Source organism: Intrasporangium mesophilum (genome assembly GCF_054783095.1).
In genome coordinates this window covers 25,979-44,496 of sequence record NZ_BAAGRF010000029.1, presented here as the reverse complement: position 1 = coordinate 44,496, position 18,518 = coordinate 25,979, and the positions used below count along the sequence as shown (strand labels likewise).

Sequence of the window (18,518 nt, the reverse complement as noted above, 5' to 3'; positions counted from 1 at the left end):
CTAGGGTGACCGGCAGACCGCGCGGAGGAGCCGGTCTCAGGGAGGAACTCATGCCGCAATCTCGTCCTGTCCTGCGTCGGGTAGCCGGGCTCACCGCCGTGGCTCTCGCCGTGGGACTCGTCCCCTTCGTCGCCGGGGCTCAGAACGCCTCGGCGGCGTCGACAGACCTGTTCTTCAGTGAGTACATCGAGGGCACCAGCAACAACAAGGCGCTCGAGATCTACAACGGCACCGGCGCCGCGGTGAACCTCAGCGGGTACAGCGTCCAGATGTACTTCAACGGCGCAACAACCGCCGGTCTGACGATCGGCCTCACCGGCACAGTCGCGAACGGCGACGTGTTCGTGCTCGCCAACGCTGCTGCCAGCTCCACGATCCTGGCCCAGGCGGACCAGCAGAGCACCGCGACCAACTGGTACAACGGCGACGACGCCGTAGTGCTGGTCAAGAGCGGCGCCGTCATCGACTCCATCGGACAGGTCGGCTTCCGTCCGACCAACGAGTGGGGGTCTGGCCTCACCTCGACCATGGACAACACCCTCCGGCGCAAGTCGAGCATCTCCGCCGGCGACACCGTGACCAGCGACGCGTTCGACCCGTCGGTCGAGTGGGACGGCTTCGCCACGGACACCTTCGACGGGCTGGGCTCGCACACTGCCGTAGCTGTCGACAACCCGCCGGCCGTGGCCTCGACCTCGCCGGCCGCGAACGCGAAGGCCGTCAACCGGGCCACGAATGTCACGGTGACGTTCTCAGAGGACGTGGACCTGACCGGAGACTGGTTCGACCTGACCTGCTCGGTCTCCGGAGACCACGCGGGCACCGTCACCGGCGGCCCGACGGCATACGTCATCGACCCGACGGACGACTTCGCGGTCAACGACAACTGCTCGCTCACGGTCAAGGCAGCCAACGTCGCCGACCGTGACCAGACGCCGGACGCGATGACGGGCGATGTCGTCGTCCCCTTCACGACGGCCCTCGACCTCTCGTGCACTCAGCCCTACACGACGATCCCCGCGATCCAGGGCAGCGGCGCCACGGTCGCCCTGACGGGCACGCGCACCACCCAGGGTGTCGTCGTGGCCGACTACGAGGGTGCGAGCCCCGCGTTGCGCGGCTTCTACCTCCAGGACCCGAGCGGTGACGGCGACCCAGCCACGTCGGATGGCATCTTCGTGTTCGAGGGCAGCAACGCCGACACGGTCAGCGTGGGCGACCTCGTCCGCGTCACCGGCACGGCTGCGGAGAACCAGGGACAGTCGCAGATCTCCGTGGGCACGATCCTCAAGTGTGGCACCGGCACGGTCAGCCCGACGCCGGTCAGCTTCCCGGTGTCCAGCGACATCTTCCTCGAGCGCTACGAGGGCATGCTCGTGTCGGTCCCGCAGGAGATGACGGTGACCGAGCACTTCCAGCTCGGCCGCTTCGGCCAGGTCGTGGTCTCGTCCGGCGGGCGCCTCCAGCAGCCCACCAACGTCGTTGCCCCGGGCGCGCCCGCGGCCGCCCTGCAGGCGTCCAACAACCTGCGCCGCCTCATCATCGACGACGGGTCGCAGGCCCAGAACCCCGACCCGATCGTCTGGGGACGTGGTGGCCAGCCGCTCTCGGCGAACAACACGCTGCGCGGTGGTGACACCGTGGCGGGTGCAGTCGGCGTCATGACGTACACGTGGGCCGGCAACAGCGCGAGCCCCAACGCCTACCGGCTCCGCCCGATCGGCGCGATGGACGGCTCGGCGCAGTTCACCGCTGTCAACGAGCGCCCGACCTCGGCGCCGGTGGTCGGTGGTGACCTGCGCGTCGTGGGCATGAACCTGCTCAACTTCTTCAACACGTTCACCGGCTGCACCGGCGGGGTCAACGGAAGCCCGATGGACTGCCGCGGGGCGACCAGCAGTGTGGAGTTCGACCGGCAGTGGGCCAAGACGGTGGCAGCCGTAAGCGGGACCCACGCCGATGTCGTCTCGTTCATGGAGATGGAGAACGACGGCTACGGGACCGCCAGCGCCGTGCAGTTCCTCGTCGACAGGCTCAACGAGCAGGACGGTGCCGGCACCTGGGCGTTCATCAACGCCGACGCCCGGACCGGGCAGGTCGACGCGCTGGGTGACGACGCGATCAAGGTCGGCATGCTGTACAAGCCGGCCACAGTCACCCCGGTCGGCAAGACCGCAGCCCTGAACTCCGTGAAGTTCGTCAACGGCGGCGACGGCGCGCCTCGCAACCGTCCGGCCCTGGCACAGGCGTTCCAGGACAAGGCGACCGGCGGCGTCTTCATCGCTGTTGCGAACCACTTGAAGAGCAAGGGCAGCGAGTGCGACGCCCCCGACGGCAACGACGGCCAGGGCAACTGCAACCAGGTGCGAGTCAACGCGGCCACTGAGCTGGTCGCCTGGCTCGCCACCGACCCGACGCAAACCGGTGATGCGGACGTCCTGCTCCTCGGCGACATGAACTCCTACGCCAAGGAGGACCCGATCAAGGTGTTCAAGGACGGGGGCTACTCCAACCTCATCGCCGACCGCAACGGCTCGGAGGCGTACTCCTACGTCTTCGACGGGCAGTGGGGCTACCTCGACCACGCCCTCGCGTCGGCGTCCATCGACAGCCAGGTCACCGGTGTCGCCGACTGGCACATCAACTCCGACGAGCCATCCGTGCTGGACTACAACACGGACTTCAAGTCGCCCGGCCAGATCGCCTCGCTCTATGCGCCCGACCAGTTCCGGATCTCCGACCACGACCCCGTCGTCGTCGGTCTCGACCTGACCAACGCGGCACCGGTGGTCGGTACGGTGAGCGGCACGCCGACTCAGGTGGGCACGTCCGCCACCGTCAGTGCCGCGTTCACGGACGCCGACCGTCTCGACGCGCACACCGCCACGATCTCGTGGGGTGACGGGTCGAGCAGCGCCGCGACCATCACCGGTGGCACGGTGAGCGGGAGCCACACGTATGCCGCGGTGGGCCTCTACACGGTCACCGTGACCGTCACCGACCAGTGGGGCAACGCGGGCTCTTCGAGCCTGAAGCCGCTGGCCGTCTACGACCCGAGCGCCGGCTTCGCCACCGGCGGCGGCTGGGTCACCTCGCCCCAGGGGGCACTGGTCTCGGCCCCGTCGCACACCGGCAAGGGCTCGTTCCAGCTCAGTGCGGCATACCCCGCCGGGGCCGCGACCCCGAACGGCTCGTTGACGTACAGCCTGGCCGGGACGCAGTTCGTCCTCGCGACGACGTCGCTCGACTGGCTGGTCGTCTCGGGCGACACGGCCGCCTTGTCCGGCCCCGCCACGCTGAACGGCGAGTCCGGCTACCGGGTGACCGTGACGCTGACCGACCGGGGCAAGAGCGACACCCTGCGCGTCGTCGTCGTGGGTTCGAGCGGTGCCGTCGTCTACGACAGCGGGGCGCAGGCGGTCCAGGGTCAGGTCGTCCTGCACTGACCCAGCCGGAACGCGGTGCGGCCCCGGAGTCCCAGCGGCTCCGGGGCCGCGTCGCGTACGCTCGGTCGCTGCCGCTCGTGGCGACCGGAAGGCCGTGACCGGGGGTACGCCGCGGGCACGCCGAGACGCACGCCGAGGGCACGACGAGGCGCGTGCCGGGGCATTCCGGGCGCGTAGGCGACACACAAATGGCTCCCTGCAGACGTCCAGCCGACATCCAGCCGAGAGGGCCATCGTCCTCACATGGGCAAGAGAGTCGCCGCTTCGCCACCGCGCCACCGTTCCGCGCGGTTGCTGACCGCCATCCTCGCTGTGGCGACGTTCGCCGCCGTGCTGCTGGCCGTCTTCGACCGCGGCCCCCACCGGCCGGGGCTGGCCGAGCTCTTCTTCGGTCTGCTCAACATCCCGGTCGCACCGACGCTCCTGTCGGTCGTCGTTCTGGCCCTGGTGACGCGAGCCCTGCTGGGCCGCAAGCGAATCGGCCTCTGGGCGGTCGTCGCCTTCCAGGTGGCGGGCATCTACCTGGGGATCGTCGCCCTCCTGCCCAGCGCACCGCTGCCCTTCGACGAGCTGTGGGACACCCGCGGCGACTTCAGCCGCGGCCTCGAGGTGGCGGCGATGGTCGTCGCGATCGCCATGCTGTGGTGGCTGTGGCGCCTGCACTCCGTCTTCACCGCGCGGCTCCAGCCGGGCTCGTGGTGGCTGGCCCTGACCGCACTGGCCGTCGGAACGCTCGTCACGCTCGGTGTGACCTCGCTCATGCTCGACGCGACGGGAGCGCCCCAGGGGCAGGTCACCGGCGTCGTCGCGACCGTCCTGGCCGGTATCGGCGGGGTGAGCCGTCGCTCGCTCGCCGGCATACCCCCGTTCGTCGTCGATGTGACGGCCGTGCTCGCCACGGCGACGATCCTCGCCTCGGTCGGGCTCTTCCTCGCCTCGTCGCGGGCGCGCAGCCGGTGGTCCCCTGACCGGGAGGTCGCACTGCGCTCCTTGCTGGCCGAGTACGGCGCCGAGGACTCGCTCGGGTACTTCGCGACCCGCCGTGACAAGGCGTCGGTGTTCGCACCGGACGGACGGGCGGCGGTGACCTATCGCGTCGTCAACGGGGTGTCGCTCGCGTCTGCCGACCCGGTCGGAGCCGGGGACGCGTGGGCCGCCGCGATCGCGGCGTGGCAGGCCGAGGCGCGCGAGTTCGGCTGGCTCCCCGCGGTGCTGTCGGCGAGCGAAGCCGGGGCCCGGGCGTATGCCGCTGCCGGCCTTCGCGTGATGCTCATGGGCGACGAGGCCATCCTCGACCCCGAGCGGTTCGACCTCCGGCGCGGCTCTCTCGGGGCCGTCCGCCATGCGGTGAAACACGCCCGACGGGCCGGCATCTCGATCCGGGTCAGGCGCCAGGACGACATCAGCATCGACGAGCTTGCGACCCTGATGGGCCAGGCGGAGGCCTGGCGCGGCGACGACGGCGAGCGTGGCTTCTCGATGGCGCTGGGCCGGGCGGCCGACCCTGCGGACGGTCGCATCGTCTATGTCACTGCGCACGAGGAGGGCGGCGTGGTGGTCGGGCTGCTCACCTTCGTGCCCTGGGGACGCTCCGGACTGTCTCTCGACCTCATGCGGCGAAGCCCGCAGGCCCCGAACGGCGTCACCGAGCTGTCCGTGGCGGAGCTGCTGGGGCGGTCGCGCCAGCTCGGCGTCACCCGGGTGTCGCTCAACTTCTGCATGTTCCGCGGCATCTTCGCCGACTCGGCGCGACTGGGCGCGCGTCCCATCACCCGGTTCAACGCCTCGCTCCTCGGTGTGCTCGACCGCGTCTGGCAGCTCGAGAGCCTCTACCGCGCGAACGCGAAGCTCGAGCCCACCTGGGAGCCGCGCTTCCTCTGCTACGACGACGCAGTGTCGATGCCGCAGGTTCTCGTGGCCGCCGGCGCCGCCGAGGGATTCCTCCCTTGGCCCGGCCGCGGCCACGCCGTCCAGGCCCCCCTGGATCCTGAGCATCTCGAGCTGGTCGAGTCCACCGTCGCAACCGTCGAGGCACGCGCCGAGCACCAGGCGCTGGTGCGCCACCGCTCGGGCCAGTTCGGCCACCGTCTTGCTCGGCTGGAGGCCATGCGCGCTGCAGGCCGCGACCCGTTCCCGGTCGGCGGCGGTCAGCCGACGACGACGCTCCCGGCACTGTCGGCACTCCTGTCGGAGTCACTGGTCTTGGATCGCCCGGGTCGAGTCCTCGCCTCGACGCGCGGTGGACGCGTCGGAGTGGCCGCCCGGCCCTTGACCGGCTGCCTCGCGGCGTCGCACGTGCATCGAGATGGTCACTCGACCGCGCCTCGCGTGGGCCTACGGGACGACGACGGGCACACGCGCGACGACGGCCCCGTGCTGTCGGTCGTCGGCCGGGTGCGGGACCTTCGCGACCACGGCTCGGTGGTGTTCGCGACCCTCGTCGACGGACGAATCGCCGTACAGGTTGTCCTCGACCCGAGCACCGCCGGGTCGCCCGACGAGGTCAGGGACTTCGCGCGGTTCGTCGACCGCGGCGACCTCGTCCGCGTCGAGGGCACGGCCGGTGCGTCGCGGAACGGCACGCCCAGCCTGATCCTGCGCTCCTGGCGGATGGAGGCCAAGTCGTTGCACCCCTTGCCGTTCCGTGCCCTGTCGGACCCGGAGGCGCGCCTGCGCCAGCGGTCGGCCGACCTCGTCGTCCACCCGGAGACCGTCTCCCTGCTGCGGTGCCGCTCCCAGGTCGTGGCGGCCGTGCGCGACACCCTCGGCGGCCTGGGCTTCACGGAGGTCGAGACTCCGATGCTGAACACCGTCCACGGCGGCGCGACCGCGCGCCCGTTCCGGACGTTCAGCAACGCCTACGGCCTGGACCTGTCGCTTCGGATCGCGCCCGAGCTTCACCTCAAACGGCTTCTGGTCGGCGGCCTCGGCCCGATCTTCGAGCTCGGCCGGAGCTTCCGGAACGAGGGCGCCGACGCGACCCACAACCCGGAGTTCACCTCGCTCGAGGTGTACCAGCCACACGCCGACTACGCGACGATGCGCATCCTGGCCGAGCAGGTCATCAAGGCGGCGGCCAGGCGAGTCCATGGCCGAGAGGCGATCCCGATCCCGGGCGCGGGGCAGGCACGGACGGGTGCCGTGGGCGCCGACCTCGTCGATGTCAGTGCGCCGTGGCCCGTCGTGCGTGTCCTCGACGCCGTGTCCGGCGCGGTGGGCGAGCGGGTCTCCCTCGAGACCGACCCGGACCGTCTCATCGAGCTGGCCCATGCCCACGGAGTCACGGTGCCCGCCGACCGCGGCCCGGGCGCGATCATCGAGGAGCTGTATGCCGAGCTCGTCGAAGCCGTCACCGCGATGCCGACGTTCTACGTCGACTTCCCGCAGGAGACCTCGCCCCTGACCCGACCGCACCGCGCGGTGCCCGGGCTGGTCGAGCGCTGGGACCTCGTCATCGCCGGGATGGAGGTCGGGACGGCATACAGCGAGCTGACCGACCCCGTCGACCAGCGGAACCGGCTCACCGAGCAGTCCATTCGGGCGGCGGCCGGCGACCCCGAGGCGATGGCGGTGGACGAGGACTTCCTGTTCGCACTCGAGCTCGGGATGCCGCCGTCCGGCGGCCTCGGGATCGGCATCGACCGCCTGGTCATGCTGCTGACGAACACCTCGATCCGGCAGGTCCTGACCTTCCCGTTCGTCCGGCCTCTCGAGACGGCCGGCCCGGGAGGGGGACGCTGAATGGAGCTCACCGGGACCCCGCTCATCGTGCTGCTCGTCCTCCTCGCGGTGGCCTGCTTCGCCGTCATCGTGCTCGGGATACCGCGTCGTGGCACACCGGTCGTGCGGATGGCGACCCGGGGCGTCGAGGTGCTGCTGCTCAACGTCGTCGTGCTGGGCCTGTTCGGCGCCCTGCTCAACGACCAGTACCTCTTCTACTCGAGCTGGTCGGACCTGCTCGAGAACGGGTCGCCACAGGTGGAGAGCCACCACGGTGGCTCGCCGGGCGACGTCGTGAGCGCACACCTGCACGGGCAAGGGCTGACCAGCGTCGTCCAGCCCGCGTCGCTGCCCCCGCTGCCAGACCCGGGGTCGCGGCTTCAGACGTACAGCGTCACGGACCCGCACACCGGGAGCGGGGGACAGGTGCTCGTGTACCTGCCGCAGGGCTACGACCCGGCGTCGCACCGGACCTATCCCGTGATCGAGGGTCTGCACGGCTTCCCCGGCGGTCCGGCCGGCTTCGCAAAGCTCGACTTCTTCAGCTCCGCCGACCAGCTCACCGCCGAGCACAAGCTGGCGCCGTCGATCTTCGTCGTGCCGATGATCGACACCCCGCCGAGCCTCGACACCGAGTGCGTCAACGGCGGGCCCGGTCTGCCCCAGACCGACACGTGGCTGTCCCGTGACATCCCCGCCTGGACGGTCCAGCACTTCCGGGCCCGTCCCGGTCGCACGTCCTGGGCGACGATGGGGTACTCGTACGGCGCCTGGTGCGCCGCCGAGCTCACCATGCGGCACCCGGACGTGTTCGGCGCCTCGATCGTCCTGCTCGGGTACTTCCGGCCCGACTTCAGCCCGTACTACGACCCGCTCACGCCGGCGTCGCTGCGCAGCTACGACCTCATCCATCTGGCGCGGACCGACCCACCACCGGTCGCGGTCTATGTGCTCACCTCGCACGAGGACCCGCTGTCCTACGCGAGCAGCTCGAAGTTCCTCAGCGTGGCCCGGGCTCCGCTCGACGCCACGGGCGTCGTGCTGCTCCACGGCGGCCATCGCACCGCGGTGCTGACGCCCTACGTCCCCGGCGCCCTCTCCTGGCTGGGCGCGACCCTGCCGGGGTTCCATGCATGAACCGCGCGGGCTCAAGGCCCATCACGTCGGCCTTGCGCTCGGTGCGCTCGCGATCCTCGCCGTCGTCGTGACCCTCGTGGTCGGGGCGGGGCCGTCGCCGTCCACGACCGCGTCGGCCGGAAGGACGACGCTGAGCGACCCGTCGGCCAGCGGCACCAGCGCCCCGGAGCTGCACGTCGTGGCCATGGGCGACTCCGTCCCCACTGCGAGCACCTGCGGCTGCACGGGCTACGTCGAGCTGCTCGGCCAGCGACTCAGCGAGCTCACCCACCGGCCCACCGTCGTGCACAACGACGCCACCGACGGATGGACCACCGCGGATGTCGTGGAGGATCTTGACTCCGGGCCGACCCGCGCTGACCTCGTCGACGCCGACCTCGTCGTGGTGGAGATCGGGGCGAACGACTTCGACTTCAGCCGGGTGGACGACCCTTCCTGCTACCCGGCGTCGACGTCGTCGTGCTGGGCCTCGACCATCGACGGTCTGAAGACCGGCCTGGCTCAGATCGTCGACACCGTGAAGACCGTGGACCGGAACCCCGAGCTGCGCGTCGCGGTCGTCGGGTACTGGAACGTCACGGTCGACGGCGCCGTCGGCCGCGCTCGCGGCCAGGACTTCGTCGCGGGAAGCGACAGCCTCACCCGGACGGTCAACGCGGCGATCGACGATGTCGCCCAGACCTCCGGGGCCACCTATGTCGACGCGTACACGCCGCTGAAGGGCAGCTCCGGCGACCGAGACCCGACGCCGCAGCTGCTCGACGACGGCGACCATCCGAACCAGAGCGGGCACCAGCTGCTCATGCAGGCGGTCCTGTCGACCCTGCTGCGAGAGGGCGCTGTCGACTCCTGGGCCCGATGAGAACCGATGACGGCTCATGGCGCCCGACGAGGCGAGCGTGGGCACCGGCGCCGGCCCACCTAGACTGCGCGCATGCAGCGCCCCCCGACCGCCCGGCGCCAGCCGGTCACCCGGACCCATCACGGCGACACCGTCGAGGACCCGTACGCCTGGATGGCCGACCGGGACTCGCCGGAGCTGCGTGACCTGTTGCTTGCCGAGAACGCCTGGGCCACCGAGCAGACCGAGCACCTCCGTCCGCTGTCGGAGCAGGTCTTCGCCGAGTTCCGCTCGCGCATCGAGGAGACCGACCTGTCGGTCCCGGTGCGCCACGACCGGTGGTGGTACTACTCCCGCACCGTCGAGGGCGAGCAGTATGCCGTGGAGGCCCGCGTGCTCGTCGCCGACCACCCGCAGCGACCGGCGCTGGAGGGCGGCCGGCCGCCGAGCGGGGAGGAGGTCGTCCTCGACCAGAACGCCGAAGGGGCCGGGCACGCCTTCTTCGCGGTGGGCGCGAGCGAGGTCTGCCCGGAAGGCGACCTGCTGGCGTATGCCGTCGACATCGAGGGCGACGAGCGCTACGACGTGCGCGTGAAGCGGATCGCGACAGGCGAGCTGCTCGACGACGCCGTCCGCCGGACCGGAGGGTCGCTCGCCTGGTCCCTCGACGCGAGGCACTTCTTCTACACCAGGGTCGACGACGCGTGGCGGCCGTACCAGGTGTGGCGGCACGAGCTGGGCACTCCGGCGGACCGCGATGTGCTCGTCCACGAAGAGACCGACGAGCGGTTCTACATCGGCGTCGGCACGTCGCGGGACGACCGGCTCGTCATCATCGCCATCGGCTCGAAGACGACGTCGGAGTTCCGGCTCGTCGACGCGGCGGAACCGCTCGGCGAGCCCCGGGTCGTCGCCCCCCGGCGGCAGGGGGTCGAGTACGACATCGAGCCGTTCGGGGACCAGCTGCTCGTCACCCACAACGCCAACCGGGTCAACTTCGAGCTTGCCGTCGCGCCGGTGACCTGCTCCTCGAGCGAGGAGTGGGAGGCCCTCGACGTCACCACCGAGGACGAGTACGTCACGGGAGCAGAGGGCTTCGACGGCTTCCTGGCGATCTCGTTCCGGCGGGAGGGGGCCACCGGAGTCCGCGTCGTGCTCCGGGACCCAGCGGCCCCCTCTGGCCTCGGTGAGGTCCACGACATCGAGGTGGGCGAGCCCATCGGCACGCTGCTCGTCGGTGTGAACCCCGAGTCGTCCACCCCGACGCTGCAGGTCATGCACGAGTCTCTCGTCACGCCGAGGGCGGTGCAGGACTACGACGTGCGGGCCCGGACCTTCACGCTGCTCAAGCAGCAGCGTGTCCGTGACGGCCATGACCTCAGCCAGTACCGGCAGCGGCGCGAGTGGGCGGTCGCCGCGGACGGCACGCGCGTCCCGATCTCGGTCGTGCACCGGCACGACGTGCCGGCCGACGGCACCGCCCCCGGCCTCCTGAGCGCGTACGGCGCCTACGGCATCCCGAGCGACCCGTGGTTCTCGGTGCTGCGACTGTCCCTGCTCGAGCGCGGGTGGGTGTTCGCCATCGCCCACGTCCGCGGAGGGTCAGAGATGGGCAGGTCGTGGTACGACGACGGCAAGCTCGAGGCCAAGCCCAACACCTTCTCCGACTTCGTCGCCTGCGCCGACCACCTCATCTCGACCGGTATCGTCGCATCGAACCGCCTTGCGGCGGAAGGCGGTTCGGCTGGGGGCCTGCTCATGGGCGCGGTCGTCAACGACGCCCCCGACCGGTTCTGCTTCGTCCACGCCCAAGTGCCGTTCGTCGACCCGCTCACGACGGTGCTCGACCCGAGCCTTCCGCTGACGGTCGCCGAGTGGGAGGAGTGGGGCAACCCCCTCGAGGACCCCACGGCATACGCGCTGATCAAGTCCTACGCGCCGTACGACAACGTCCGGCCGGGCCGACGGCACCCGAGCCTGCTCGTGACGACGAGCCTCAACGACACGCGCGTGTACGTCACGGAGCCGGCCAAGTGGGTCGCCGCGCTGCGCTTCGCCGATCGCGACGTGCCCGACCCGGCACCGATCGTCTTCCGCACCGAGCTTGCCGCCGGCCACGGCGGACAGTCGGGCCGCTACGACCTGTGGCGGCAGTGGGCCTGGGAGACGGCGGTCCTCATGGACCAGACGTCGCCGCCGGGCGGGGGCGCGGCCGGCGCCTCCGCAACCTGAGACGCGGCGTCCCGGCTGGTGGGACGGCTCCTAGACTTTGACCCATGATGTCCAGCCTCGACCTGCGCGGACGCACGCTCGACGTGCGCTTCCTGCGCGGGGCCCTGCCCCGAGCCGAGTTCGACGTCACGGCCGCCCTCACGCAGGTGCGGCCGATCTGCGAGGACGTCGAGCATCGCGGGGCAGCGGCGCTGCGAGACCTGGGGGAGCGGTTCGACGGCGTCCGCCCGACCCACCTGCGCGTGCCCTCCGAGGTGCTGCGCCGCGCCCTCGACGGCCTGGATCCCGACCTGCGCGCGGCGCTCGAGGAGTCCATCCGGCGGGCCCGCGTGGTCCACGCCGACCAGCGCCGCACGGACACAGTCACCCAGGTCGTGCCCGGCGGCACGGTCACCGAGCGCTGGGTCCCGGTCGACCGCGTGGGCCTCTACGTGCCCGGCGGGCTCGCCGTCTACCCGAGCAGCGTCATCATGAACGTCGTGCCGGCCCAGCTGGCCGGGGTGGGGTCACTCGCTGTGGCCTCGCCGCCCCAGCGCGAGAATGTCGGCGACTTCGTCGGCTACCCCAACCCGACCATCCTCGCCACGTGCGCCCTGCTCGGTGTCGACGAGGTGTATGCCGTCGGAGGCGCCCAGGCGGTCGCGATGTTCGCCTACGGCTTCGTCGACGACGACCCCGAGCTCGGTGAGGTCGACGGGCTGCGCGTCGCGTGCGAGCCGGTGTCGATGGTCACCGGTCCCGGCAACATCTGGGTCGTCGCCGCCAAGCGGCTCCTCAAGGGCCTCATCGGGATCGACGCCGAGGCCGGCCCCACCGAGATCGCGATCCTCGCCGACGACTCGGCCGACGCCGACATCGTCGCTGCAGACCTCATCAGCCAGGCCGAGCACGACCCCCTCGCGGCCTCGGTGCTCGTCACCGACAGCGACGAGCTCGCCGAGGCGACCCAGCAGGCGCTGGCGCGGCGCGTGCCCGCCACCAAGCACACGGAGCGGGTGGCCGAGGCACTGTCCGGACGGCAGTCCCGCATCGTCCTGGTCGACGACATCGCGGCGGGCCTCGACGTGGTCAACGCGTATGCCGCCGAGCACCTCGAGATCCAGACCCGCGATGCCGCGGACGTGGCCGCCCGGGTGCGCAACGCCGGCGCCATCTTCGTCGGGCCCAACGCCCCCGTCAGCCTCGGCGACTACGCCGCGGGCTCCAACCACGTGCTGCCGACCGCCGGCTGCGCCTGCCACTCCAGCGGCTTGTCCGTGCAGTCGTTCCTGCGCGGGATCCACGTCGTCGACTACGACGAGGCGGCCCTGCGCGAGGTGGCCCACCACGTCGTCACGCTCGCTCAGGCCGAGGATCTTCCGGCGCACGGCGAGGCCGTCACGGCCCGGTTCGGGGACGAGGTGCCGCGATGAGCGCAGATGCCCCGAGCGACGTCCAGCGGCTGTTGCGCGAGGACCTTCGGGGGCGGACGGCCTACGGCGCGCCCCAGCTCGACGTGCCCGTGCGGCTCAACACCAACGAGAACTCCTACCCGGTTCCCGCGATCGTCGTCGAGGCGATCATGGCGGCGCTCGCAGACGACGTGGCGGGTCTCAACCGGTACCCCGACCGCGACTTCACGGACCTGCGCAAGGCGCTGACGGCATACCTCGAGAAGCAGTCGGGCGTGGCGGTGACCCCCGAGCAGGTCTGGGCGGGCAACGGGTCCAACGAAGTGCTGTCCCACATCGTGCAGGCGTTCGGCGGGCCCGGCCGGGTCGCGCTGGGCTTCACCCCGTCCTACTCGATGCACCCGATCATCAGCGAGACGCTCGGCACCACCTGGGTCGACGGCCTCCGCGGGTCGACGACGTTCGACCTGACACCGGAGTCGGCTGCTGAACAGGCCCACTCAGCGAACCCCTCGGTCGTCTTCCTCTGCTCGCCGAACAACCCCACCGGCACGGCCCTGCCGTTCGAGGTCATCGGCGCGGTGCTCGCTGCGGCGCCGGACGCCATCGTCGTCGTCGACGAGGCCTACGCCGAGTTCGCGCGGCCCGGGACGCGCAGTGCCCTCACCCTGCTCGCCGACCACCCACGCCTCGTCGTCACGCGCACGATGAGCAAGGCGTTCGCCTTTGCCGGTGGCCGCCTCGGCTACCTCGTGGCCTCCGCCGAGCTCGTCGACGCGCTGCGCCTCGTGCGGCTGCCCTACCACCTGTCCACGCCGACACAGACCATCGCGCGGGTGGCACTCGAGCACGCCGACGTCATGCTTGCGACCGTCGAGGTGATCAAGCACCAGCGCGACCGCATCGTCGACGGCCTCGCGGCGATCGGGGCCACGCCCGTGGCCAGCGACAGCAACTTCGTCCTCTTCGGCGGCCTCGCGGACGAGCGGGCGACCTGGGAGGCGCTGCTCGATGCTGGTGTGCTGGTCCGCGACGTCGGCATACCGCACCACCTGCGGGTCACCGCCGGTGACCCTGACGAGACGACGGCGTTCCTCACGGCGATGGCCACGATCGCGCCGACCCACGTCGTGCCACCGAGCGACGATGCCCGCGCAACGCCCGAGCCCCTGGAAGGTGATCCTGCATGAGCAGTGTTGAATGGCACCTCCGCTTCGCTTCGGCGCGTGCCACGGCGCCTTTGAGGCCTTGCCTTCCTCCGCTCCGTTCGCTCGTTCCTCCCACGCAGAGCGTGGGACCCAGCTCGCTGCGCTGCGTCCAGGCAACGCCGGCGCCGCGGCGTTTCCTGGAAGGTGATCCTGCATGAGCAGCTCCAACCGCACGGCGAAGATCAGCCGGGCGACCTCCGAGTCATCGGTCGACCTGTGGCTCGACCTCGACGGCACCGGGCGGTCGGAGATCTCCACGGGCGTGCCGTTCTACGACCACATGCTCGCCTCGCTCGCGAAGCACTCGCTCATCGACCTCACCGTCCGGGCCACGGGTGACGTCGACGTCGACGTCCACCACACCGTGGAGGACACCGCCATCGTGCTCGGCCAGGCCGTGCGCGAGGCGCTCGGCGACAAGTCCGGGATCTCCCGGTTCGGCGACGCGACCGTGCCGCTCGACGAAGCGCTCGCGCACGCCGTGGTCGATGTCGCCGGCCGGCCCTACGTCGTGCACGAAGGTGAGCCCGAGGGCCAGCAGTACGCCCTCATCGGCGGGCACTTCACCGGGTCGATGACCCGGCACGTCTTCGAGTCGTTCGCCTTCAACGCCGGCCTGTGCCTGCACGTGCGGGTGATCTCCGGCCGCGACCCACACCACATCGTGGAGGCGCAGTTCAAGGCCGTGGCACGTGCGCTGCGCGCCGCCGTGGCCCGCGACGACCGTGTCGTCGGTATCCCCAGCGCCAAAGGTGCTCTCTGACGATGGCGGCGCTGTCATGACGGCCGACGTCGTCGTCCTCGACTACGGGAGCGGCAACGTCCGCTCTGCTGTGCGCGCGCTCGAGCGGGTCGGAGCGTCGGTGACCCTGACCGCCGACCCGGTCGCCGCGCTCGAGTGCGACGGGCTCTTCGTTCCCGGTGTCGGCAACTTCCACGCATGCATGGCCGGCCTCGCCGCGGCGCACGGGCCCAGGATCATCGGCCGCCGGATCAGCGGCGGGCGTCCGGTGCTCGGGATCTGCGTCGGGATGCAGGTGCTCTTCGACGGCTCCAGCGAGCCGTCCGAGCGGCCGCTCGAGGGTCTCGGGCAGTGGCCGGGCACGGTGGAGCGGCTGCCGGCCGACATCGTGCCTCACATGGGCTGGTCCGAGGTGGAGGTCGCCGACGGGTCGGCGCTGTTCGCCGGGGTCGAGCACGAGCGCTTCTACTTCGTCCACTCGTATGCCGTCCAGCGCTGGACGCTCGAGGCCACGGGAGCCTTCCGTGCGGTCGCGCCGAGGGTGACGTGGGCGCGCCACGGTGCGCCGTTCGTGGCGGCGGTCGAGAATGGACCCCTGTCTGCGACTCAGTTCCACCCGGAGAAGTCCGGCGACGCCGGTGCACACCTGCTCGAGAACTGGGTGCGCAGCCTCTAGCCCGGCGCCCACCGTCCGGCCAGAAAACCGGTAGCCGGCGTCCCTCCGGGCCGTCGCCCAACCCACAGATCACCTTCAGGAGTCACACCGAGATGACCGACCAGCCGCGCCTCGAGCTGCTGCCCGCCGTCGACATCGCCGACGGCCAGGCCGTCCAGCTCGTCCAGGGAGTCGCAGGCAGCGGCGGGCAGTTCGGCGACCCATGGGAGGCTGCGAAGGCCTGGCAGGAGCAGGGCGCCGAATGGATCCACCTCGTGGACCTCGACGCCGCCTTCGGTCGGGGCAGCAACCGCGACCTGATCGCCTCGATCGTCGGCCGCCTCGACCTCGCCGTCGAGCTGTCCGGGGGTATCCGCGACACCGACTCGCTCGAGGCGGCACTGGCCACCGGCTGCCGACGGGTCAACATCGGCACCGCCGCGCTGGAGGACCCCCAGTGGACGGCCTCGGTCATCGCCGAGCACGGCGACCGGGTGGCGATCGGCCTCGACGTCCGCGGGACGACCCTCGCCGCGCGGGGCTGGACCCGCGAGGGTGGAGACCTCTGGGAGACGCTGCAGCGACTGGACCGCGAGGGGTGCGCTCGCTATGTCGTCACCGACGTCAACAAGGACGGCATGCTGCAGGGCCCCAACGTCGAGCTCCTCCGGGGCGTGTGCGCCAGGACCGACCGGCCGGTCGTGGCCAGTGGCGGCGTGTCGACGCTCGAGGACATCCGGGTCATCCGTGGTCTCGTGGGCGAGGGCGTCGAGGGGGCCATCGTCGGCTCGGCCCTCTACCGCGGTGCCTTCACGCTGCCCGAGGCACTCGACGTCGCCGGGCGACCGGGATCATGACGGGCCCTGCACACCACGACCACTCGGCGGCACACCTCGACGCCCAGGGCCGGCCCGCCGACTCGGCAGGCCAGGCGTGGGCCGGCAAGAACATCCCGTCCCACGGGTTCGCCGACGACACCGGTGCGGCCGACCCGAAGGTCCTCGCGCTGCTCGAAGGGCGCGCGCGCTCCGCGTCCGCAACCGCGGCCTCTGCGGCCTCTGGGGCCTCTGGGGCCTCTGAGGCCTCTGTGGCCGACGCCGCTGAGACCGGCGAGACCGAGGCCGACCTCGTCGCGCACGTGGCCCGCACCCGCTGGCTGGTGCCGGTCGTCGCTGTGGCGTCAGACGTCGACGAGTCCGGCGAGCACAGGGTCGAGACTCGCAGCGACATGGCCGCCGTCATCCTCAATGCACCGGACGGGCAGCGCGCGCTGCCGATGTTCACCTCGCTGGCGAGCCTGAGCGCCTGGGACCCTGACGCCCGCCCGGTTCCGGTCTCGGCTGCAGCCGCCGCGCGGGCCGCGATCGGTGAGGAGTGTCACGTGCTCGTCGTCGACCTCGGGTCGCCCCACACGACCGTGCTGCGCCCCAGCATGCTGTGGGCACTGGCCCTGGAGCGCGAGTGGCGACCGAGCCACGACGACGAGCACGTCGCCGCTGCGGTGGCCGCGGCCGTGCGCGGCGAGGAAGCCGTCGCCGGCCACCGGCTCGAGGCGGGGGAGCCCGCCGGAGCCGGTGTCCTGCGTGTGGTCCTGGTGCTGCGCCCGGGCCTCGGCGCCGACGACGTGCAGGCCCTTGCGACACGGATCGGGGAGCGGATCGCGACCGATGGAGAGACCCGTGCGAGGATCGATGCTCTGACCTTCGCGCTCGAGACGGCGCGCTGAGCAACACACCCGCGGAGGTGCCGCACGTGGACACCACACCCCAGGCCACTCGGGAACGCCCGCCGGGGCCATCCGACCCGGCCACGTCCGCGGCCAGAGCGCCGCACCGGAGCGCAGCGCCGCCAAGCGGCCCACTCGGGTTCATCGTCGACCCAGCGCTCGATGCCCAGCGCAGGCGGGACCTGCGACGGATGCGCCTTGTGGCGACCGGGCTGCTCGTCCTCGCAGCCATCGTCTACATCCTGACCAGAGGCCACGACGACGGCGTCCTCGGCTTTGTCAACGCCGGTGCGGAGGCGTCGATGGTCGGCGCGTGCGCCGACTGGTTCGCGGTCACGGCCCTGTTCCGCCATCCGCTCGGGCTCCCGATCCCGCACACCGCCCTCATCCCGCGCAAGAAGGAGATGATCGGCCGGAGCCTCGAGGAGTTCGTCAGCGAGAACTTCATGCGCGAGGACATCATCCGCGACCGGGTGCTCGACGCCGAGCCGACTCGGCGTCTCGCCGAGTGGGCACTGGCTCCCGGGCACGCGCGACGTCTCGTCGACGAGGTGGCGACGGTCACGGTCCACGCGCTGCACCGCATCCCCGACGACGACGTGCGCGCGATCATCGAGCAGGCGGTGCTGCCGCGGCTGATCGAGGTGCCGGTGAGCCCGCTGGCCGGCAGCCTGCTCGACCAGGTCGTCCGTGACGAGGCGCACGCGGGCCTCGTCGACCTCGCTCTCGACGAGATCCGCATCTGGCTCGTCGACAACGAGGACCTCTTCGAGTCGCTCATCGTCCAGCGCGCACCCACCTGGGTTCCCGACGCGATCAACGACATCGTCGCCCGCAAGATCCACACCGAGGCGCTGAAGTGGGTCGCCGACGTGCGCCGCGACCCCAAGCACGATGTGCGCATCGCCCTGGACAAGCTGCTCATCGACCTGGCCGACGACCTCCAGCACGACCCGGTCACGCAGGCCAAGGCGGAGCGACTCAAGGAGCGTCTCCTCACGCACCCGCAGACGGCGGACACCGCGATGGCGTTGTGGCGCTCGATGCGCGAGGTCGTGATCGCCGCGCTGGAGGACGTCGACGGGCCGGTGCGCGTCCGTGGCGTCCAGGAGGTCACCGCCCTGGCCGAGCGGCTGCTCGCCGACCGGTCGCTGCGCGACCGCATCGACGCACGCATCTGCGACGCGACGGTCTATGCGGTCGAGCGCTACGGCACGGAGATCACCCAGGTGATCAGCCACACCATCGACCGCTGGGACGGCAAGGAGACGGCCGAGCGGGTCGAGCTCCAGGTGGGGCGCGACCTGCAGTTCATCCGGATCAACGGCACCCTCGTCGGCGGTCTGATCGGCATGCTCATCCATGCCATCTCGCTGCTCATCCCCTAGCGAGCCAGGACACCAGGAGCGCTCACTCGACC

The 18,518-nt window shown here is 71.3% G+C and carries 12 protein-coding genes; all 12 read left to right on the top strand.

Annotated features, from left to right (window positions below; genetic code table 11):
- Positions 1 to 50 precede the first annotated feature (50 nt).
- A complete protein-coding gene (locus tag ACYVLP_RS20155; protein WP_460629106.1) occupies positions 51 to 3,446 on the top strand; it encodes an ExeM/NucH family extracellular endonuclease in 3,396 nt (1,131 codons plus the stop codon).
- Between the two features lie 243 nt (positions 3,447 to 3,689).
- The gene (gene lysX / locus ACYVLP_RS20150) at positions 3,690 to 7,187 is read left to right on the top strand and encodes a bifunctional lysylphosphatidylglycerol synthetase/lysine--tRNA ligase LysX (RefSeq protein WP_460629105.1); all 3,498 of its coding nucleotides are present in this window, start codon (positions 3,690 to 3,692) and stop codon (positions 7,185 to 7,187) included.
- Positions 7,188 to 8,303 (top strand): alpha/beta hydrolase, encoded by a 1,116-nt coding sequence (locus tag ACYVLP_RS20145; RefSeq protein WP_460629104.1) that lies wholly within the window; start codon positions 7,188 to 7,190, stop codon positions 8,301 to 8,303. It begins immediately after the preceding gene.
- Positions 8,296 to 9,165: an SGNH/GDSL hydrolase family protein gene (locus ACYVLP_RS20140; RefSeq protein ID WP_460629103.1), complete on the top strand. Its 870-nt coding sequence runs from the start codon at positions 8,296 to 8,298 to the stop codon at positions 9,163 to 9,165. The genes ACYVLP_RS20145 and ACYVLP_RS20140 overlap by 8 nt, the downstream gene beginning before the upstream one ends.
- Before the next feature lie 72 nt (positions 9,166 to 9,237).
- The gene (locus tag ACYVLP_RS20135) at positions 9,238 to 11,376 is read left to right on the top strand and encodes a S9 family peptidase (RefSeq protein WP_460629102.1); all 2,139 of its coding nucleotides are present in this window, start codon (positions 9,238 to 9,240) and stop codon (positions 11,374 to 11,376) included.
- A gap of 44 nt (positions 11,377 to 11,420) precedes the next feature.
- Positions 11,421 to 12,788 carry a histidinol dehydrogenase gene (hisD, locus tag ACYVLP_RS20130; protein ID WP_460629101.1) on the top strand — a complete coding sequence of 456 codons (1,368 nt, stop codon included), beginning with the start codon at positions 11,421 to 11,423 and terminating at the stop codon, positions 12,786 to 12,788.
- The gene (locus tag ACYVLP_RS20125; RefSeq protein WP_460629100.1) at positions 12,785 to 13,957 is read left to right on the top strand and encodes a histidinol-phosphate transaminase; all 1,173 of its coding nucleotides are present in this window, start codon (positions 12,785 to 12,787) and stop codon (positions 13,955 to 13,957) included. The genes hisD and ACYVLP_RS20125 overlap by 4 nt, the downstream gene beginning before the upstream one ends.
- A gap of 172 nt (positions 13,958 to 14,129) precedes the next feature.
- The gene (gene hisB / locus ACYVLP_RS20120) at positions 14,130 to 14,738 is read left to right on the top strand and encodes an imidazoleglycerol-phosphate dehydratase HisB (RefSeq protein WP_460629099.1); all 609 of its coding nucleotides are present in this window, start codon (positions 14,130 to 14,132) and stop codon (positions 14,736 to 14,738) included.
- 16 nt (positions 14,739 to 14,754) lie between these two features.
- Positions 14,755 to 15,393 (top strand): imidazole glycerol phosphate synthase subunit HisH, encoded by a 639-nt coding sequence (gene hisH, locus ACYVLP_RS20115; protein ID WP_460629098.1) that lies wholly within the window; start codon positions 14,755 to 14,757, stop codon positions 15,391 to 15,393.
- 92 nt (positions 15,394 to 15,485) lie between these two features.
- Positions 15,486 to 16,229, top strand: coding sequence for a bifunctional 1-(5-phosphoribosyl)-5-((5-phosphoribosylamino)methylideneamino)imidazole-4-carboxamide isomerase/phosphoribosylanthranilate isomerase PriA (gene priA / locus ACYVLP_RS20110; RefSeq protein ID WP_460629097.1), 744 nt, complete (start codon positions 15,486 to 15,488; stop codon positions 16,227 to 16,229).
- Positions 16,226 to 17,098, top strand: coding sequence for an SseB family protein (locus ACYVLP_RS20105; protein WP_460629096.1), 873 nt, complete (start codon positions 16,226 to 16,228; stop codon positions 17,096 to 17,098). The genes priA and ACYVLP_RS20105 overlap by 4 nt, the downstream gene beginning before the upstream one ends.
- 26 nt (positions 17,099 to 17,124) lie before the next feature.
- The gene (locus ACYVLP_RS20100) at positions 17,125 to 18,486 is read left to right on the top strand and encodes a DUF445 domain-containing protein (protein ID WP_460629095.1); all 1,362 of its coding nucleotides are present in this window, start codon (positions 17,125 to 17,127) and stop codon (positions 18,484 to 18,486) included.
- The last annotated feature ends 32 nt before the right edge of the window (positions 18,487 to 18,518 follow it).

Bases quoted from the DNA above. Each gene is read 5' to 3' on its own strand.
- ACYVLP_RS20155 (WP_460629106.1), top strand. From the start codon at position 51: ATGCCGCAATCTCGTCCTGTCCTGCGTCGGGTAGCCGGGCTCACCGCC.
- lysX (WP_460629105.1), top strand. From the start codon at position 3,690: ATGGGCAAGAGAGTCGCCGCTTCGCCACCGCGCCACCGTTCCGCGCGG.
- ACYVLP_RS20145 (WP_460629104.1), top strand. From the start codon at position 7,188: ATGGAGCTCACCGGGACCCCGCTCATCGTGCTGCTCGTCCTCCTCGCG.
- ACYVLP_RS20140 (WP_460629103.1), top strand. From the start codon at position 8,296: ATGCATGAACCGCGCGGGCTCAAGGCCCATCACGTCGGCCTTGCGCTC.
- ACYVLP_RS20135 (WP_460629102.1), top strand. From the start codon at position 9,238: ATGCAGCGCCCCCCGACCGCCCGGCGCCAGCCGGTCACCCGGACCCAT.
- hisD (WP_460629101.1), top strand. From the start codon at position 11,421: ATGATGTCCAGCCTCGACCTGCGCGGACGCACGCTCGACGTGCGCTTC.
- ACYVLP_RS20125 (WP_460629100.1), top strand. From the start codon at position 12,785: ATGAGCGCAGATGCCCCGAGCGACGTCCAGCGGCTGTTGCGCGAGGAC.
- hisB (WP_460629099.1), top strand. From the start codon at position 14,130: ATGAGCAGCTCCAACCGCACGGCGAAGATCAGCCGGGCGACCTCCGAG.
- hisH (WP_460629098.1), top strand. From the start codon at position 14,755: ATGACGGCCGACGTCGTCGTCCTCGACTACGGGAGCGGCAACGTCCGC.
- priA (WP_460629097.1), top strand. From the start codon at position 15,486: ATGACCGACCAGCCGCGCCTCGAGCTGCTGCCCGCCGTCGACATCGCC.
- ACYVLP_RS20105 (WP_460629096.1), top strand. From the start codon at position 16,226: ATGACGGGCCCTGCACACCACGACCACTCGGCGGCACACCTCGACGCC.